Raw genomic sequence first — 17,237 nt, 5'->3', positions numbered from 1 at the left:
GAGCAGCGGATTGAGGTAGTGATCGAGGGCGCGTTCGGCGGCTTCGTGGAATTTCTTGGAATCGAGGGTTTCGTAGGGCGAAGTCGGGTCGGTTTCAGGCGGGTTTGGCGTTGGTTTGATCATGGTAAAACTCCCTGATTGATGGAGCTGCCACGATTCGCTGCGAAACGAAGGGAGGTGACAGCTGTACGCGGGTTCGCAGACCGGGAATCAAGGAACCCGGCATACCCGAAGGTATCCCGCGCACAACCGCCATTACGCGATCAGCCAAAAAAGCTGAACGGAAACGACGCTCTGGGCGCCTTGATTGATCCGGGCTGCGAAACCCGATCGCTGATTCGTCAGCGACCGATCCACAATAGAACCCGCCCCCAAGGCGCACAAGCCGGCGGATTCTGGCGGATGCGTAGGCAGCGGCGCAAGGTGTTGTGGCTTGCCGGAAGTATTCTTAAACACCTTTAAACCACCCCAGCCAGTCCTCCGTTGCGCCACAGTTGATTGCTCCCCCACTCTTTTTCGTACCATTTCAAATCTGTATTCAGAGCGCTCAACTGGGTTTACCCGGTCACTTTCATAAGTCTACACACCCGGAAAGATATACATATTTATCGCCGACAAAGCTTCAGGTCTTTAAAAACAGTCTCTCCCTCCTTATTCGCGCCACCACAAAGAAACACTTCGAACATTAATCCACGCCAACTTTTCTCCTTGGCGCCTTACTCTAAAAACCTGTCTACCGCACAAGCATGACAATCAATAAACAACCACCACATCTCATTTATTTCGCTATCAGAGAATGGATTCTGAATCATGAAGCCAATGGACAACTATCTTTACGATTCCAAAAACACACTTCAAAAGAAGACAGTAAGCCAGACCATTACAAACTTTATCAGTGATAAATACGCCAATGAACGTCTTGGCTGGAAATGGGATGAAATTCTGGTTCCGTGCGTGGAGGACAGCATATTTGAGCGAATTCATCGCAGCGGTAAACTTTCGCTTTCCATACTTCTTCGCCACGACGATTTTCACTTTGTCCGCGCTCGCCACCAGATTCCGGACAACGCGATTTTTCTGCTGGATGAGCGAGGCCGGCTCTACTTCAGTCATCGAAGCTCGGTTTCCAGCAACGACCGACCTGCTACCCCGTTTGTTTCTCTCCGGGATATCACCGTGGATGTCGCAGGTCAGGCGGACTTCGAAGACGACCTGCGGTTATTGGCCAGGGTCGCCGCATCCAGCGGCGGATGGATCGTGTCAGGAGACGACATCAGTGTCGGCCAATGGCTGCGATTCAACGGATTGCAAGTACCGACAAACGAACAAGAGACCCGTGACTTGCTGGACCTGTTGAACTTCTCGACATTGCCCGAGCCCCCGAAGTATGGAAACTATTGGCAATTACTGGACGCGCCAGACACGTCGCCATTCAAGCTTGAGGGAAACAACCGGGCAATCATTCTTGATCTGAAACAAAGTTTTACCCTGTATTCTGAAGCCGTCATCAATGTCCTCGGCAGACGCGTGCTGATTGAGACCGGAGCAAGCGACGGCGCTACAACCAGCATGGACTACCGCCTTCAACAATTGCTCGAAAGTGCAGCGTCCCGGCACGGGCAAGATTATCTGTCCCGACTGGGCTGGCTTAATGAAGCAGCTGCCACCCAACAATCGACTGAACTCGCAGAGCAACTGGCGGTTGCCGCGATATTGCTTGATCTCGACCCGACGCTCGATATCACCAATACCCACTTCGCCGGGTTCGATCTGTATTCCAGACGTTACTTCAAACAGCATCCGACCCAGGTTCGAACGGAACTGGAAGCGCATCTGATCAAGAACCTGCACGTCGCGCCTGCGCTCGCCCCGTTGGTATCACAAATGATCCTGGCAGGCATGGCGCCGGAATATCTTTTTACCGACTGGCCGCCCAGCCTGCAGATGGGGACACCGGCCTGGGTGATCGCTACGCAAGCTGTGCATCTGGTAGAAACGCTGGTACCCGGTGTCAGCCGCCAATTGACCTATCAGCATCTGATGGGATTCAGCCAGTCGACGAAATCACTCGCGCCACTGGCGGCTTTGCAGGCCGAAGGCTCGGTGGATCCGGTGGTGACCTGGGCATGGATGAACGAACTCATCAATCGGGATGCACAAGGCAACTTCAGCGCAAAGGACATCAAGCACGCCATACGCGAATACGATCAGTACGTCGACATGATGCTGGAAGCTGTCGAACGATTTTCCAGGCCATTGCCCGACCGTAGACAACTGGCTCTGCAAGAATTGAGGTCACAGGAACGAAATTGCGACCCCAATGAACTGCTGGTGAAACATCGCGGCAGTGGCGGTGGTGCCGGCAGGAAAGTATCGGTGCTGGATCTTTACATGGGAGATGAGCTTCACACTCAAGATTGGGACCGAATCAAAGGCACCAGTATCTACAAATCGTTTCCGTCCCTGCCCTTTCTGTTTCCCGTCGCCGAACTTTATGAAACAGAAACATCCCGCAGCTTCAATGCCATTGTCGAAGGCCTGAGACGCAACGCCCAGATCGCCATTTCCAATGTGTTTCTACAGGATTCGGAATTTTTCAAACAAGCTGCAATTGGCGTTTACTGCGTTCAGAAAATCAACTACATACCCGCAAGAACCAACGGACGCGGTGGTGTCAGACCTGCCACCTACACCCCTGGCGAAATTGGGCGTTACGGCGTCATTTTGTGCGCACATCACAACCACACCATCAAATGCTTTGAGTTGTTTCCATTGCGCATGGAGTGTCGCTACAACCCGGATTTGACAAGTTTCTTTTCACCGCTGGTTTCCGGCGGTTTCTTCAATCTCGACAGCCGATTCGCCGATCAACGAGAAATGACAAAAGTTCCTGTCGATCTGAAGGCCTACTTAACGAACGTAGCCCCCTCGGTCGGCCTTAAAAGGAGAATCAACGTACGCAAGATCGGTGTGCTTGCTGCTGCCAGTGTCTACACCGATGACTACGATCCGATTCCCTCTTTCAGCTCTGAACGCATTGTGGCGCTTGCGCGCCTGATCGCCGAAAAGAACCCTTACATCACCGAAAGCGAAATTCACCAACTGGGTCTCAATCAAACCGTACGGGAAAAGGCGATTGAAAAGACCGATGCCATCTTCAACGTGATTCTCAACCTGATCATTCCCTTCAAGGGCTGCGTGGAAGGACTGAGCTCAGGGGATCCAAAAAAACAGAATGGTGCAATTTTCGACTGCATTGTCGATGCCGCCGTACTGGCGATGACCGTTTTCACTGCGCCTGTGGCGATCGCTGCCGCCGCCAGCAAAGCTGCGGCCATCGCCGGCAAACTGCTGTCCGCTTCGCGGGTTCTGGCAAAGACGGCCCTCAGCCTGTTCAATCCGTTATCGGGTTTGCCGCAACTGCTCAAGGCGGGTGGCAAACTGATCGGACGAGGGCTGACGAAACTGAGCGGCCATACGCTCTCACTGGCACATCAAGCCAAGCAGCAACTCAGGTTTCTGACCGGTGCCAACAGCTACGACCTGATCAAAGCCATTGAGCACACCGGCTCGGCTACCCAACTTCGAACGTCGCTGGATACCGTCGCTCACGCTCGAGCACTGTTCAAAAATGATCTCATAGAGGATGCGCATCAGGTTCTGCAGAAACTGCATGCAAACGACGCAAAACGATTGAGCAAGATTCCCGAGTCGGAGATCGCGCACCTGCTGGAAAAGACATTGGGCGACATTGCACGCCAGTCCGACGCGGCCCAGTCGTTGAAGAAAGTGCTGGATCCACAAGTGGTCGAAAGTCTGATCAGGCAACAGGCGAAAAAATATACGCTGGCTAATCTCCACCAGTTCAGCAATCACAAGACACTGCCCGAGTTGTTCGAAACGACGTTGACCATTGAATACAAAAACCTGCAGTTCATGCACAACCACCAGCGCACACTGCTGACCATGGATTTGGGCAAGGCGCCATTCGACAGCATACTGGATGAACTGAAGTTCAATCCCGCTGGGCTGACCGATAACACAGAGCGCGCCGCGGCCTGGATTGTTCACGCATCCAGTTCTCGTAACGACGTCGATCGTGTGACGGATCTTCTGCTCGAATTCAGCCGTAACAACAAGCCACTGAACGATCCGGCGGTATACGCCGAGCTGCACAAACGCATTGCTCCCAAGGATGCCGGCGGCTTGCGCAGTCCAACGGGGGAGGCACGCTATCCTTCCAATGTTTCAGGCGCAGCGTTGCTGGAACAACACGCCAAATCTCTGGATCCTGAGGGCGAACATTTTTCCCGGCAGATGCTGGGGGCGATGCTCGGTTATCACAGCTTTGTCGATGGCAACGGGCGCACGGCGCGAGCGGTGTATGCGATTGCGGAGCTGCGCAAAAATCGCTTTCATCCTTTAGGTAAAGCGGCTGAAGACGCCCTGAGCGGACTGAACTGATTCAACCTGCAAATACCCGTGGGAGTGATTCCCACGGGGCTTGAGGCGCCAGCAGGTAAATCGCACTCACCGCCAACAGCAGCGCCATCACCCGGTTGAACAAGCGCATCCCCGCCGGGTTGCCGAGATAACCGCGCAAGAAGGTCCCGGCATATGCCCAACACCCCACCGACAGATAACAGATCACCAGATACACCGCCGCAAACTGCCACACCAGCCGCGCTTCGCCATCGGCGACAAACGCGCCCATCCCCGCCACGCACGCCAGCCAGGCCTTGGGATTGAGCCATTGCATCACTGCGCCATAGAGCATTGATGGCGCACGTTTCGATTCGCCTGCACTCAACTGGCCGTCATCGGTGGCCAGTTTCCAGGCCATGAACAGCAGAAACGCGACCCCGGCCAGTTGCACCACGCGGGTCAACGACGGCCACAGTTTGAGCACTTCATGCAGCCCCAAGCCCATTAACACCAGCAACAGCACAAACCCCAGCGTCGCCCCGGCCACATGCCGCTGGCTGGCGCGGAAACCGAATTGCGCCCCCGAACTCAATGCCACGATGTTCACCGGCCCCGGGGTAATGGACGCGGCCAGGGCAAACGCCGCCATCGACACAATCAGACTCATCGCACACCTGCTTCAAATCAAGGAACAAGGCACCCACGGTAGCCAACAGACACCGGACGGTATTGAAGGAAATTACCCCCGCACGCGCAGAACCACTACGCTCTGGCTATGCGACCACTTTGACCAGGAAGTCTGCCCGCGATGATTCTGATTCTTTTGCCCTCCGCCGATTACGACCCGACCGAAAGCAGCGTGCCCTGGCAGACGATGCGCAATGCGGGCATCGAAGTACGTTTTGCCACGCCGCAAGGCTTGCCTGCCCACGCCGATCCACGGTTGGTGAATATCGGCTTCGGCCCGTTGAGCCCGATGCTGATGACGCGCAAGGCCGATCTGGGCATTTACACGCAGATGATCGAGTCCGAAGCGTTCAGGCAGCCGCTGGCGTATGCCGATGTCGATACGAGCCAATTTGAGGGTCTGCTGATTCCCGGCGGCCACGCCAAAGGGATGCGCACGCTGCTCGAATCGACGCAGGCTCAGCAGATCGCCCTGCAATTTTTCAAGGCCGAAAAACCCGTGGCGGCGGTGTGTCATGGCGTGCTGTTGCTGGCCCGGACGCTCGACCCCGATACCGGACGGTCGGTGTTGTTCGGGCGCAAAGTGACGGCATTGCTCGCGGCAACCATGGAGTTGCCGGCGTGGCTGATGACGGCTGCCTGGCTGGGGCGCTACTACCGCACCTACAAGCAGACCGTCGAGGCGGAAGTGAAAACCGCGCTGGCCAGCAAAGCCGACTTCAAACGCGGGCCGCTGATCGCCAAACGCGATTGTGCGCAGAAACTGCAATCAGGATTTGTGGTGCGCGACGGCCAACTGCTGACGGCGCGCTGGCCCGGCGACTGCCATCGATTCGCCGCCGAGTGGGTGGCCATGTTGCAGCCACCCGAGCGCTGATCCGCGTTTCAGTCCAGACGCGGCACGGTGAAGCGGAATTCGCTGCCCTGCCCCGGCTCACTCTCGGCAACGATCTGCCCGCCATGGGCCTCGACGATGCCCTGCGTGATGTACAGGCCCAGCCCGGTGCCGGTCGGATTGCCTTCCTTCACCGTCCAGTAACGGTCGAATACGTGCGGCAGGTGATCCTTGGGAATGCCTTCGCCGCTGTCGCGCACCGTGAAGACGATGTCGTCACCGACCGATTTGGCATACACGTCGACCGTGCCCAGGCGCGGAGTGAACTTGATCGCGTTGCCGACCAGATTCGACAGCACCTGAAACAACCGCTCGGGGTCGGCATGGATGCTCAGATCGGGATCGGCCTCGAACGAAATGCTGATGTCCTTGTCCAGCGCCAGCGGCGCGAGCAGCGATTGCGCCTCTTCGAACATCTGCGCGACATCGAGTTTCTGCGGCGCGATGGTGTAGCGGCCGGCGTCGATTTTCGAGGTGTCGAGCAAGTCTTCCAGCAGCGTGTTCATGCGTCCGGCGGCTTGTTGCATGGTGTCGATGGCGGTGGAGATGCGCCGCGAGGTGTGCGGCCCGTCGGAGCTGAAAGCCTTCTGCATCATGCCGCACAGCATCGAGATCACGGTCATCGGGTTGCGCAGGTCGTGGGACACCACCGCCACCAACTCGTCGCGGGCACGCACCGCTTCCTGCTCCCGGCGCACCTGACGGGCCAGATCATTTTCCAGCGCCGAGCGACGCAAGTCGTTGGCGGCGAACAGATCGCCGTGACTCCACTTGGTGGAAATCCCGGCCATCTCGACCTTCCAGATTTCGAACGAAGTACGCGGCCGCAGACGAAGGCCGGCGTCAGAGTTTTCCAGGTCCAGCGGCTTGCGCGGATCACCACTCCAGTTGATGTTCTCTTTGACTTCGGGCCGGAACCACAGCACGCCGTTGTCCACCGGTTTGGGCAGGCTCATGGCGAGCACACCGCTGGCGACCTGCTGATAGTGCGCGGCCGGCGGATAGACGCTGGCCAGGTGATGACTGGCAAACACCGGCTCGCCACGCTCCTGCAACCATTTGTGCAGGGCGCGAATCTCTTCCGGCTCCGGGCAGTTGCCGTAACGGTGCAATTGCTTGTCTTCGATGATCGCGATGCCGCCGGCATTGGCCAGCGCCATCAGGACTTGTGGCTGATTGGCCAAACCATCGAAGACGTTCTGTGGCGAATCGATCATCGCCTGATTGAGCAACGCCAGCGCTTCGACTTTTTCTTCCCGTTGACGGCTGACTTCCAGCGCTTCCATCGCGCTGATCTGCAACGACAGCACCTGGCCGATGGTCTGGCACGCGGTGCGCAATTCATGCGGTACATGCAGCGGCTGGCGATTGCCGCAACTGATCAGGCCCCAGAGCTTGTCGCCCTTGAGCAGGGAAATGCTCATCGAGGACAGCACACCCATGTTTTTCATGTACTGGCAGTGGATCGGCGACACGCTGCGCAGTGTCGCAAAGCTCAGGTCCAGCGGGGTCTGGGTGTCCGGGCGCAACTTGGGCACCAGCGGCACCGGTTGGTAGTCGGCATTCGGGATGATCCGCAGCCAGTTGGTGCGGTACAGCTCGCGGGCCTGCTCGGGGATGTCCGAGGCCGGGAAAAACAGACCGTTGAAGACTTCCATTGACGGATCGGACGCTTCGGCGATGACCTGACCGTGGCCCTCTTCCTCAAAACGGTAGATCAATACCCGGTCGTAACCAGTCATGGCCTGGATTTCCTTGACGCTGATGTCGTACAGCGCCTGCAGGCTCTGGGCCTTTTGCAGGCGCGCGAGCATCCGCCCCAGATGGGTTTCGGTGCCGGCGACGTTGCGCGGCTGGAAGTTTTCGACGTGGATTTCCAGCTCCAGAATCAGCACATCCTGATGCCGGTGCAGCAAGCCTTCGAACGCGGTGCCGTTGAGGCGAAAGTGCAGCGGCGGCGCATCGGACAAGGCCGGTTGCTGCAAGGCCTGGCGAACCTGTGCGGCATGGGCATCGCCGATCAGGCTTTGCAGGGGCTGGCCGATCAGCTCTTGCGCCGGGCGTGCGAGCAGGGTCTCGACGTTGGCGCTGATCTGAATGATCGAAAGGTCCGGCTCGCTCAGGGTCAGCAGCAAACCGTGCGGCTGGATTGCGCCGGGAAAGCGGATCGGCTCGTCGGCACAGTTGGCCAGCAACTCTTCAAAGGCTTCTTTGTCTTGCGGGTTCATACCAGAACCTCCTGGCTTTCGAGCCACTGCTCGAAACAGCTGAATGTAGTGTGGGCGGCCGCCACGACGGCTTCACGCTCGTCGGCGTCCATCGGGCGACTGCCCAGGTATTCGATGAAATCGCGCCAGCGCCGGCCCGTGGCAGCGCCGTAGATGTCCAGAAACGCTGCGCCGTTGTCCGCGCCGAGATTCAACCGCGTGGCGATCTCCCGGCGCAGGATCTGTCCGCCAAGGGTTGCGCCTTCCAGCACGTACAGCACGCCAAGGCAGGCGGCGGCGGAGTCGATGGCGGGCAACTGGCGGCAGAGCGAAAACTCTCCGCCGCTTGCGCCCAGCGCCTGCAGATCGCGTTGCAGGGTCGGGGTCTTGAGGCGCGAAACCAGATCGAAATCGGCGGGGATCTCGCCGCTGTCCTGCAATGCGCTTTCCAGTGGCTGATAGAAGCCGTAATAGGCGCGCATCAATCGCTCGAAAGCCTGCAGATCAAGGGTATCGGAGAAGAAAGGAAGGCGTTTTTCCAGAGCAATGTGCAGTTCGGCCGTGCCGGCGCGCAGATCCTGCAACACCGGTGGTACATGAACCTCGCGGGCCTTTGCTTGCATGTAGTCGCTCGTACAGTGGGCCGCCTGGGGCCATGGGGGAATGGAGAAGCATTGCGCGAAAGCTTACACGGCAATTGGCCTTTCTGACCCGCCAGATGATTTTTTTCTGGCGGATTCATCACCCTGTGACGGTTTCAGAGTTGACGAGAGCGCAGAAAGTTCGAACGGATTGACGCCCGTCCATCGCTGTACTGCGACTCTGCCGCCTGACTGTACGGTTCAGGCCCCCACGCCCGCGTGATAAAAATACCGCTCCCGTCACCGGAGCCCGCCCCATGGATCTTGCCACCCTCTCCCTGTTCCTGCCCGCCTGTTTTGCCCTGAACATGGCGCCGGGGCCGAACAACCTGCTGTCGGTCAGCAATGCCACCCGCTACGGCTATCGTCGCGCCTGCGTGGCCGGGATCGGTCGGTTGCTGGCGTTCGCCGGGATGATCGCCCTCGCGGCGGCGGGGCTGGCGGTGGTGCTGCAAACGTCTGAACTGTTGTTCTATGGGATCAAGATTATTGGCGCAGGGTATCTGTTGTATCTGGCGTGGCAGCTGTGGCGGGCCAATCCTGCCACCGAAGACGCGGTTACAGCGCCGGCAAACGGGCTTCTGGCCCTGGCGCGTCAGGAGTTTCTGGTGGCGGCAGGCAATCCCAAAGCAATACTGATCTTCACCGCATTCCTGCCGCAATTCGTCGACCCGGCCCGCGCCATCACCCCGCAGTTCATGCTGCTGGGCGTGTTGTTCCTGCTGCTGGAATGGATCGCCATCAGCGCTTACGCCTACATGGGCCTGCACATGCGCCGCTGGTTCGCCGAGCCGCGCGGCAAACGGATCTTCAACCGTTGCTGCGCCGGGCTGCTGTCGGCGGCGGCTTCGGTATTGTTAATGGCCAAGCGCGCCTAAGCTTCGGACGGGCCCTTGAGTTCGACCTGATTGCCATCCGGGTCGAAGCAGTACAGCGACAGGCCGTAGCCCTCGGCGCCAAAACGGGTGGCGGCTTTTTCGACGGTCAGGCCGCAGGCTTGCAAATGACTGACCAGCGCCGCTTCATCGAACGGCTCGATGCGCAGGCAGAAGTGATCGACATTGCGCCGTTCGCTGCCGGCAGCGGCGCCGCCCTTGCGGCCGATTTCCCCGTCGAGGTCGACCAGATCGATCATCGACGTACCGGCGCGCAGGTGCACCAGACCGAACTTTTCATTGCGCTTGACCACTTCGGCACCGAAAACCCGGTCGTAGAAATCAATGCTGCGATGCAGATCCGCAACGCGCAGCACGATGTGATCGATGTGTTGAATCGTGAACGGTGGCATACCTTCATTTCCCGAGTTGTAGCGACCCGATCACTGTAGTGCAGCGGCCCGAAAATTCACTGTCGATTTTTCGGTGGAGCCATCGAATAACTGGTTTTATCCTCGGCCCATGAACATACAGACCGCTGTCCTGCCCCCTCACGCCGAAATGGTTCGCGCCATGCTCGAACGCGACACTGCCTATGAAGGCGTGTTCTTCACGGCCGTGAAAACCACCGGGATCTTCTGCCGCCCCAGTTGCACCGCGCGCAAGCCGAAACCGGAAAATGTCGAGTTCTTCGCCCACGCTGACGAGTGCCTGTCCGCCGGTTACCGCGCCTGCTTGCGCTGTAAACCGCTGGATGCTGCCGCCATCGCCCCGGACTGGGTGCAGCAACTGTTGAAAGTCGTCGACGCCGATCCGGAACTGCGCTGGAGCGATGCGCAATTGCTCGCCGAGGGCATCGAGCCGCTGAAATTGCGGCGCTGGTTCAAGCAGCATTTCGGCATGACCTTCCACGCGTGGCTGCGCACCCGTCGACTCGGCATGGCATTGGGCGGAATCAAGCAAGGCACGTCCATCGACCACGCCGCGTTCGATTCCGGCTATGAATCCCTCAGCGGTTTTCGCGATGCGTTTCAGAAATCGTTCCACATCACGCCGGGACGCGCGGCAGCCAGCGAGCCGCTGCTGTTCACTCGCCTGACCACGCCGCTGGGGCCGATGATCGCCATGGCCGAACGCCGTGGACTGGTGCTGCTGGAGTTTCTCGACCGCCCGGCACTGACCCGGGAAGTCGAAGAACTGCAGACCCGCTACGGCTACGTGGTCGCACCAGGGCACAACGCGCATTTGCAGCAGATCGAAAACGAGCTGGCGCTGTACTTCGCCGGCAAACTGAACGAATTCAGCGTGCCGCTGCACCTGCCCGGCAGCGAGTTTGCCCGCCAGGTCTGGAGCGAACTGCGGCAAATCCCCTACGGCCACACCAGCACTTACGGCACCATCGCCGCACGGCTGGGCAAACCCGGCGCCAGTCGCGCGGTGGGGCTGGCCAACGGGCACAATCGGCTGTCGATCGTGGTGCCGTGCCATCGGGTGATCGGTGCGGACGGCTCGCTGACCGGCTATGGTGGTGGGCAACCGCGCAAGGCGTTTTTGCTCAGGCTGGAAAATGCCGCCGTGCAGCTGACGCAATCACTGGCTTTCTGAATAAACGACAAGAAGGGATCTCGATGAACGCGCTCGACACTCAGTTTCACCAGTTGCACCACGATGGCCTGCTGATCTTGACCAACGTTGCCGACGCCACAGGTGCGCGACTGGTCGAGCAACTGGGTGGCAAAGCCGTCGCCACCAGCAGCGCTGCTGTCGCCTGGGCCCACGGTTACCCGGACGGCAACACCCTGCCGCTCGAGCGGTTGATCAGCAGCGTGGAGTCGATTGCGCGAGTCATCAAAGTGCCGTTGAGCGTGGACATCGAGGCCGGTTATTCCGATGACCTCGGCCGGGTCGCTGAAGTGATCGATGCCGTGATCGCAGCGGGTGCGGTCGGGATCAATATCGAAGACGGCAGCGGCACGCCGGAACTGCTGGTGCGCAAGATCGAGGTCGCGCGGCAAGTGGCCGAGAAGCACAATGCGAAGCTGTTTATCAATGCCCGCACCGACGTTTATCTGAAAAGCCTGGTGCCTGCCGAGGATCGCGTCGCCGAAACCCTGCACCGCGCCGCGCTCTATCAGGCAGCCGGGGCCGATGGGTTGTTCGCTGCCGGGGTGACGTCCTCCTACGAAATCGAAGCGATCTGCAAAGGTACGACCCTGCCGGTCAACGTCCTGGGCTTCGCTTGCCTGCCCTCTCCCGAAGAACTGCAAACCCTCGGCGTGCGCCGCTTGAGCGCCGGTTCCGGGATCGCCGAGTTCCTGTACGGCGCCATGGGCTCGCTGGTGAAGAGTTTTCTCGCCAGCGGCAAGCTCGACACCCATGACCTCAAGGCCTTCACCTATGGCGAAGTCAACGGTCTGCTGAAGTAACTCATGCCCGATCCCTACCAACCGGCCAGCGAGTTTCTGGCCAGCCTCGACGCCGACTGGCAGCGCCACATTGCTGCCATAGGCCCTTGTCTGCATCAGCCGCATCCGACGCGCGATCCCTATGAGTCGCTGGTGCGGGCGATTGCCTATCAGCAACTGCACGCCAGGGCGGGCGATGCGATTGTCGGGCGGCTGGTGGGGTTGTTTCCCGGGCAGACGTTTCCGCGTCCGGAGCAGATTCTGGCGACGGGCTTCGATCAATTGCGCAGTTGCGGGTTTTCGGCGGGCAAGATTGCGACGATTCAGGGGATTGCCCAGGCGACTCTGGACGGTGTGGTGCCGGATTACTCGAGCGCGCTGGTGATGGAGGACGAAGCGCTGATCGAGCGTCTGGTCAGCCTGCGCGGGGTCGGGCGCTGGACGGTCGAGATGTTGCTGATTTATAGCCTGGAACGCCCGGATATTCTGCCGGCGGATGACTTTGGGGTTCGCGAGGGGTATCGGCGGTTGAAGGGGCTGGAGGTGAAGCCGACGCGCAAGCAGATGATTGACATCGGATTGGCGTGGAGTCCGTTTCGAACGGTGGCGGCGTGGTATTTGTGGCGGGTAGCCAAGCCGTAGAACACGTTATCGCTCATCGCGAGCAGCACACTCACCCCATCTCTTCTAGGCTGAATCGCACCGACAAAAAACACCGGAGGCCACTCATGCACCTCGAAGGCTCCTGCCACTGCGGCGCGGTTTCATTCACCCTCGACAGCGCCCACCCCTACCCTTATCAGCGCTGCTACTGCTCGATCTGCCGCAAGACCCAGGGCGGTGGAGGTTTTGCGATCAACCTGGGCGGCAATGCGGCCAGTTTCAAGGTGCGCGGGCGCAAACACATCACGATCTACCACGCGAAAATGAAAGACGAAGGCGATGCCCGCGCCCACCGCAGCAGCGCCGAGCGGCACTTCTGCTCGCAGTGCGGCAGCGGCCTGTGGCTGTTCAGCCCGGAATGGCCGGAGCTGATCCACCCGTTCGCCTCGGCCATCGACACGCCGTTGCCGGTGCCGCCGGAACACACTCATCTGATGCTCGGCTCGAAAGCCCCGTGGGTCGAAGTGCAGGCGAGCGCCAGGGACCAGCAATTCGAGGTCTACCCGGAAGAATCCATCGCCCAATGGCACGAACGACTGAAATTGACCCGATAACCGCCTTCACAGTCTTTGACAGTTTCCCGACAAAGCTGCCAAAGATTGCCGGCCGCCCCCTCACTAGCATGGGCGCATCCAATTTCCCCTCGGGTGCCCCATGCCGGTTTCGTTACGCACACTTTCGCTGTCCCTGACTTCCCTCTGCCTGCTGCTGCCGGGCGATTCGCTGCGCGCCGAAGACTGGCATGCCAACCTGCGTGCCGGGGCCGGCAGTGCGCCGCGTTACAGCGGCAGTGATGAACGGGTAGTGGCGCCATTGGTGGGGGTCGAAATCGTCAGCCCCTATGGTGTGTTTCTCGACAGCAGCCGGGGCCTCGGCTGGGGCTTCGACGAAGAGGATTTCGGCCTCAGCGTCTACGTCGGCGCCAGCGACGTGCGCAAGGATCGCAAGACCGGATTCAAAGGCTCGGACGAGCTCAACGGCATGGGTTCGATCAAGTCGCGCCCGGTGATCGGGCTCGACGGCACGTATCACATGGGCCCGATCATCCTCGGCGCGAGTTTCGAGCATGCGCTGGAAAAGGATGACGATGACCATGACACCGGCTCATCGTGGAACCGCCTCAAGCTGAGCATCAGCGCGCCGCTCTACGAAGGACGTTTCGGCAAAGTCACCGGCGGCCTCAACAGCCAGTTCGGCGACAGCAATTACATGCGCACTTGGTACGGTGTCAGCGATGCCCAGGCCTCGCGCAGCCAGTTTCCGGCGTACAAGGCCCGGGCCGGGTTGATCAGTCGCGGCGCGGACCTGACATGGACGTTGCCGCTGGATGAGCAATGGAGCGTGTCGACCGTGCTGGCGGTGCAGTACCTGAGCCACGAAGCGGCCGACAGCCCGATTGTCGAACGCCGGTTGCAGACCTCGTTGGCCGGGCAAGTGGTCTACACCTTTTGATCGCGCTTAGAACAACTCGCTGAACGGGATGAAACGCAGCGGATCACCCATCTGCAAGGTGCTGTCCTCGGGGATTTCCACCAACCCGTCGGCCCAGGTCGCACCGAGCAGAACCCCGGAACTCTGGTTCGGATACAGCGCCGCCTGCCCGCCCTCCAGACGCACCCGCAGGTATTCGCGACGGCTGCCGGGTTTCGGCCAGTCGAAACCGGCGTTGACCGTGAAGCTCAGCGGCATCACCTCTTCCACGCCTTGAATGCGCAGCAGATACGGGCGCGCCAGCAGACCGAAGGTCACCAGCGCCGAGGTCGGATTGCCGGGCAGACCGATCACCGGCACTGTGCCGAAATGGCCGACCGTCAGCGGTTTGCCGGGTTTGATCGCGAGTTTCCACAGCAACGGTTTACCGTTGTCACGCAGCACCTGACCGAGGCAGTCGGCGTCACCGGCAGACACGCCGCCGGTGGTCAGAATCAGATCGGCTGCCACTTGCAGTTGCTCGAGTTTGAGCCGGGTCTGCGCCGGACGATCGGGCAGAATCCCGGCGTCGATCACTTCGCAACCCAGTTCACGCAACCAATGGTCGAGCAAGGTGCGGTTGCTGTTGTAGATGCTACCGGGACGCAAGGGCTGGCCCGGTTCCACCAGTTCATCCCCGGTCGACAGCAACGCCACGCGCGGACGACGCACCACTGGCAAATGGGTCATGCCCTGCCCTGCGGCAACGGCCAGTTCGAACGGGCCGAGGCGTTTGCCGGCGCGCAGCAAGGTGTCGCCGACGCGGTTTTCCTGGCCCTGGGGACGGATGTTCTGGCCGACCTTCAGCGGTTGCAGGAAACGTACGCGACCGTCCTCCAGCACTTCGACGTTTTCCTGCATCTCCACGCAATTGGCGCCCATGGGCAACGGCGCACCGGTGAAAATCCGTGCGCAGGTGCCGGATAGCAAGGCGTCCGGCGCCATCCCGGCGTAGACCCGCTGTGACACGCTCAACGGCTGGCGATGCAGGTCGGCGAGGTTCAAGGCATAACCGTCCATGGCGCTGTTCGGCCACGGCGGCAGGTCGAGGGTGGCGACCAGATCGCTGGCCAGCACGCGCCCGCGCGCGTCATTGAGCGGCACCGATTCGCTGTCCGGCAGGCGTTGTTCATCAGCCATCGCCAGCAGTTGGTCGAGGGCGTCCTCGACCGGCATCAATCCCGGCTTGCTCATCCGCGCGGCCCGCAGGCTTGCACCGGTTTGAGGTGCGGAACGAAGTTGCACGGGCGGTGACGGTTATCCAGTTGTTCGGCGAGGATGCCTTCCCACGCGGTGCGGCAAGCGCCGGTGGAACCCGGCAGGCAGCACACCAGCGTGCCGTTGGACAGCCCGGCCAGCGCACGGCTTTGCACGGTCGAGGTGCCGATGTCGAGAATCGAGATGGCGCGGAACAGTTCGCCGAAACCGTCGATCGGCTTGTCCAGCAGGCAAGCCACGGCTTCCGGTGTGCTGTCACGCCCGGTGAACCCGGTGCCGCCGGTGATCAGCACCACTTGAATGCCGTCGTCGGCGATCCACTGCGCGACCTGGGCGCGGATCTTGTACAGGTCGTCCTTGAGCAGGTTGCGTTCGCTCAAGGTGTGGCCGGCCTCCAGCAGGCGGCTGACCAGCAACTGGCCGGAGGTGTCGCTGGCGTAATCGCGGGTATCGCTGACCGTCAGCACGGCAATATTCAGGGGAACGAACAAGGCATCCGATTTCACACTCATGGCACTCTCCGGCCGTCGTCAATTCAATGGATGACGAGCCTAAGTGCCGTCTGTAAGGACTGTCTAATCACTCTGGCCAACCACACTATCGACCTGCTCTATCGGTGATTTTCTTCAACCCCTCGCCCCCTGTCCGGCCCAATGAAACCGGGGGTCATCGAAACCCTCGATAGGCTCTTAGACACTGCCGATTGGACGAAAAAAACCATCAGTGGGATCGTCGTTCCCTGCGCTTTCCGTGCGCTGTACGCATCTGCGTCAATACTCAATCAAAATTCCTTATCGAGCAGGTGCCGTCGTGGACATCAAACAACTCAAGTTCCTGATCGCGCTGGACGAAACCCGCCACTTCGGCCAGGCCGCCGCGCGCTGCCACATCACCCAGCCGACCCTGTCGATGCGCCTGCGCAATCTGGAGGACGAGCTGGATCTGGTGCTGGTCAATCGCGGCCAGCGCTTCGAAGGTTTCACCCAGGCCGGCGAGCGCGTACTGGCCTGGGCCCGCACGCTGCTGGCGGCCCACGACGGGTTGTTTGCCGAAGCCGCTGCCTGCCGGGGGCAACTGGTGGGTAGCCTGCGGCTGGGGCTGGTGCCGCTGAGCAACTTCAATCCGGTCAATTACATCCAGGGTTTGTCCGGGACTTATCCGGAGCTGAAATACAGCCTGTCGTCGCTGAGTTCGGACGAGATCATCGAGGGCCTGGGCAACAATCAACTGGACCTGGGCGTGTGTTATCTGGACCACGTCAACCCGAACTATTTCGAGTTCTTCGAGATCGGCGAAACACGCGTAGGCCTGCTCTACGACACCCGCCACTTCCATTTCGAAGGCCCGGAAATGAGCTGGGAAGACGCCGCCGAACTGCCGCTGGGGATGATCACCACCGGCATGCACTACCGCAAATCCATCGACCTGAGCTTCCGCAGTCGCGGGTTGAATCCGCAGCCAATCATGGAAAGCGACTCGACCTATCAACTGCTGCAGGCGATTCACCAGGGCTTCTGCTGCTCGATCATGCCGCTGGACAGCGGGCTGGAAGAGCCGATCGAGCACCTGGCTTTCATTAACCTGCCGGATGCCAGCGTGCTCGCGCCGCTGGGGTTGGTGATGCGCAAGACCGAACCGCGCTCGGCGATTGCCGAGAAGTGTTTTGCCGAGGCGCGCAAGATGTTCGGGATCGAGGCGCCTGCCGTTTAACCCTCCCCAAGTTGCCTGAAACGTTGCACTTCGGTGCAGCG

General features: G+C 60.1%; 15 protein-coding genes and 1 pseudogene. 9 read left to right on the top strand and 7 right to left on the bottom strand.

Annotated features, from left to right (window positions below):
• Positions 1-123: pseudogene (locus tag ACTJK9_RS16850) on the bottom strand (DUF6124 family protein); the annotation flags it as partial.
• 687 nt (positions 124-810) lie between these two features.
• Here ACTJK9_RS16850 and ACTJK9_RS16845 point away from each other — a divergent pair.
• The gene (locus tag ACTJK9_RS16845) at positions 811-4,464 is read left to right on the top strand and encodes a hypothetical protein (RefSeq protein ID WP_440814963.1); all 3,654 of its coding nucleotides are present in this window, start codon (positions 811-813) and stop codon (positions 4,462-4,464) included.
• 1 nt (position 4,465) lies between these two features.
• On the opposite strand, the gene ACTJK9_RS16840 is transcribed toward ACTJK9_RS16845, so the two are convergent.
• A complete protein-coding gene (locus tag ACTJK9_RS16840; protein WP_221399395.1) occupies positions 4,466-5,092 on the bottom strand; it encodes a LysE family translocator in 627 nt (208 codons plus the stop codon).
• A 141-nt stretch (positions 5,093-5,233) separates the two neighbouring features.
• Between ACTJK9_RS16840 and ACTJK9_RS16835 the strand changes: the two genes are divergently transcribed.
• Positions 5,234-5,989 carry a type 1 glutamine amidotransferase domain-containing protein gene (locus ACTJK9_RS16835; RefSeq protein WP_085613050.1) on the top strand — a complete coding sequence of 252 codons (756 nt, stop codon included), beginning with the start codon at positions 5,234-5,236 and terminating at the stop codon, positions 5,987-5,989.
• A gap of 8 nt (positions 5,990-5,997) precedes the next feature.
• Here the strand turns inward: ACTJK9_RS16835 and ACTJK9_RS16830 are convergent, their stop codons facing one another.
• Together ACTJK9_RS16830 and ACTJK9_RS16825 are read right to left on the bottom strand one after the other, a co-directional pair.
• Complete coding sequence (locus tag ACTJK9_RS16830) at positions 5,998-8,235, bottom strand: ATP-binding protein (RefSeq protein WP_085613049.1); 2,238 nt, start codon at positions 8,233-8,235, stop codon at positions 5,998-6,000.
• Entirely contained in the window at positions 8,232-8,837 is a 606-nt protein-coding gene (locus ACTJK9_RS16825; protein WP_085613048.1) for a biliverdin-producing heme oxygenase, read from the bottom strand. Before ACTJK9_RS16825 ends, ACTJK9_RS16830 begins: the two co-directional genes overlap by 4 nt.
• 275 nt (positions 8,838-9,112) lie before the next feature.
• On the opposite strand from ACTJK9_RS16825, the gene ACTJK9_RS16820 reads away from it, so the two are divergent.
• The gene (locus tag ACTJK9_RS16820) at positions 9,113-9,733 is read left to right on the top strand and encodes a LysE family translocator (RefSeq protein ID WP_440814959.1); all 621 of its coding nucleotides are present in this window, start codon (positions 9,113-9,115) and stop codon (positions 9,731-9,733) included.
• Here ACTJK9_RS16820 and ACTJK9_RS16815 read toward each other — a convergent pair.
• A complete protein-coding gene (locus ACTJK9_RS16815; protein ID WP_440814957.1) occupies positions 9,730-10,143 on the bottom strand; it encodes a VOC family protein in 414 nt (137 codons plus the stop codon). The two genes, ACTJK9_RS16820 and ACTJK9_RS16815, sit on opposite strands and share 4 nt — an antisense overlap.
• A 109-nt stretch (positions 10,144-10,252) precedes the next feature.
• On the opposite strand from ACTJK9_RS16815, the gene ACTJK9_RS16810 reads away from it, so the two are divergent.
• The 5 genes from ACTJK9_RS16810 to ACTJK9_RS16790 all read left to right on the top strand — a co-directional run bounded on the left by ACTJK9_RS16810 (position 10,253) and on the right by ACTJK9_RS16790 (position 14,250).
• Positions 10,253-11,335: a bifunctional transcriptional activator/DNA repair enzyme AdaA gene (locus ACTJK9_RS16810; protein ID WP_440814955.1), complete on the top strand. Its 1,083-nt coding sequence runs from the start codon at positions 10,253-10,255 to the stop codon at positions 11,333-11,335.
• Positions 11,336-11,358: 23 nt separating this feature from the next.
• Positions 11,359-12,156, top strand: a complete 798-nt coding sequence (locus ACTJK9_RS16805) for an isocitrate lyase/PEP mutase family protein (RefSeq protein WP_440814953.1) — start codon at positions 11,359-11,361, stop codon at positions 12,154-12,156.
• 3 nt (positions 12,157-12,159) lie between these two features.
• On the top strand, positions 12,160-12,777 hold the full coding sequence (locus ACTJK9_RS16800) for a DNA-3-methyladenine glycosylase family protein (RefSeq protein WP_440814951.1): 618 nt from the start codon (positions 12,160-12,162) through the stop codon (positions 12,775-12,777).
• 86 nt (positions 12,778-12,863) lie between these two features.
• Positions 12,864-13,352 (top strand): GFA family protein, encoded by a 489-nt coding sequence (locus tag ACTJK9_RS16795; protein ID WP_440814949.1) that lies wholly within the window; start codon positions 12,864-12,866, stop codon positions 13,350-13,352.
• Between the two features lie 100 nt (positions 13,353-13,452).
• Positions 13,453-14,250, top strand: a complete 798-nt coding sequence (locus tag ACTJK9_RS16790) for a MipA/OmpV family protein (RefSeq protein ID WP_440814947.1) — start codon at positions 13,453-13,455, stop codon at positions 14,248-14,250.
• A 6-nt stretch (positions 14,251-14,256) separates the two neighbouring features.
• Here ACTJK9_RS16790 and ACTJK9_RS16785 read toward each other — a convergent pair whose 3' ends face one another.
• Positions 14,257-15,462: a molybdopterin molybdotransferase MoeA gene (locus tag ACTJK9_RS16785; protein ID WP_440814945.1), complete on the bottom strand. Its 1,206-nt coding sequence runs from the start codon at positions 15,460-15,462 to the stop codon at positions 14,257-14,259.
• Entirely contained in the window at positions 15,459-15,998 is a 540-nt protein-coding gene (gene moaB, locus ACTJK9_RS16780) for a molybdenum cofactor biosynthesis protein B (RefSeq protein ID WP_440814943.1), read from the bottom strand. The genes ACTJK9_RS16785 and moaB overlap by 4 nt, the downstream gene beginning before the upstream one ends.
• Before the next feature lie 298 nt (positions 15,999-16,296).
• Between moaB and ACTJK9_RS16775 the strand changes: the two genes are divergently transcribed.
• On the top strand, positions 16,297-17,196 hold the full coding sequence (locus ACTJK9_RS16775) for a LysR family transcriptional regulator (protein WP_007957027.1): 900 nt from the start codon (positions 16,297-16,299) through the stop codon (positions 17,194-17,196).
• The last annotated feature ends 41 nt before the right edge of the window (positions 17,197-17,237 follow it).

Origin of the sequence: Pseudomonas sp. 22082, from assembly GCF_052046055.1 — a bacterium.
Taxonomy (GTDB): domain Bacteria; phylum Pseudomonadota; class Gammaproteobacteria; order Pseudomonadales; family Pseudomonadaceae; genus Aquipseudomonas; species Aquipseudomonas pharyngis.
This window is presented reverse-complemented; position numbering and strand designations above follow the sequence as displayed.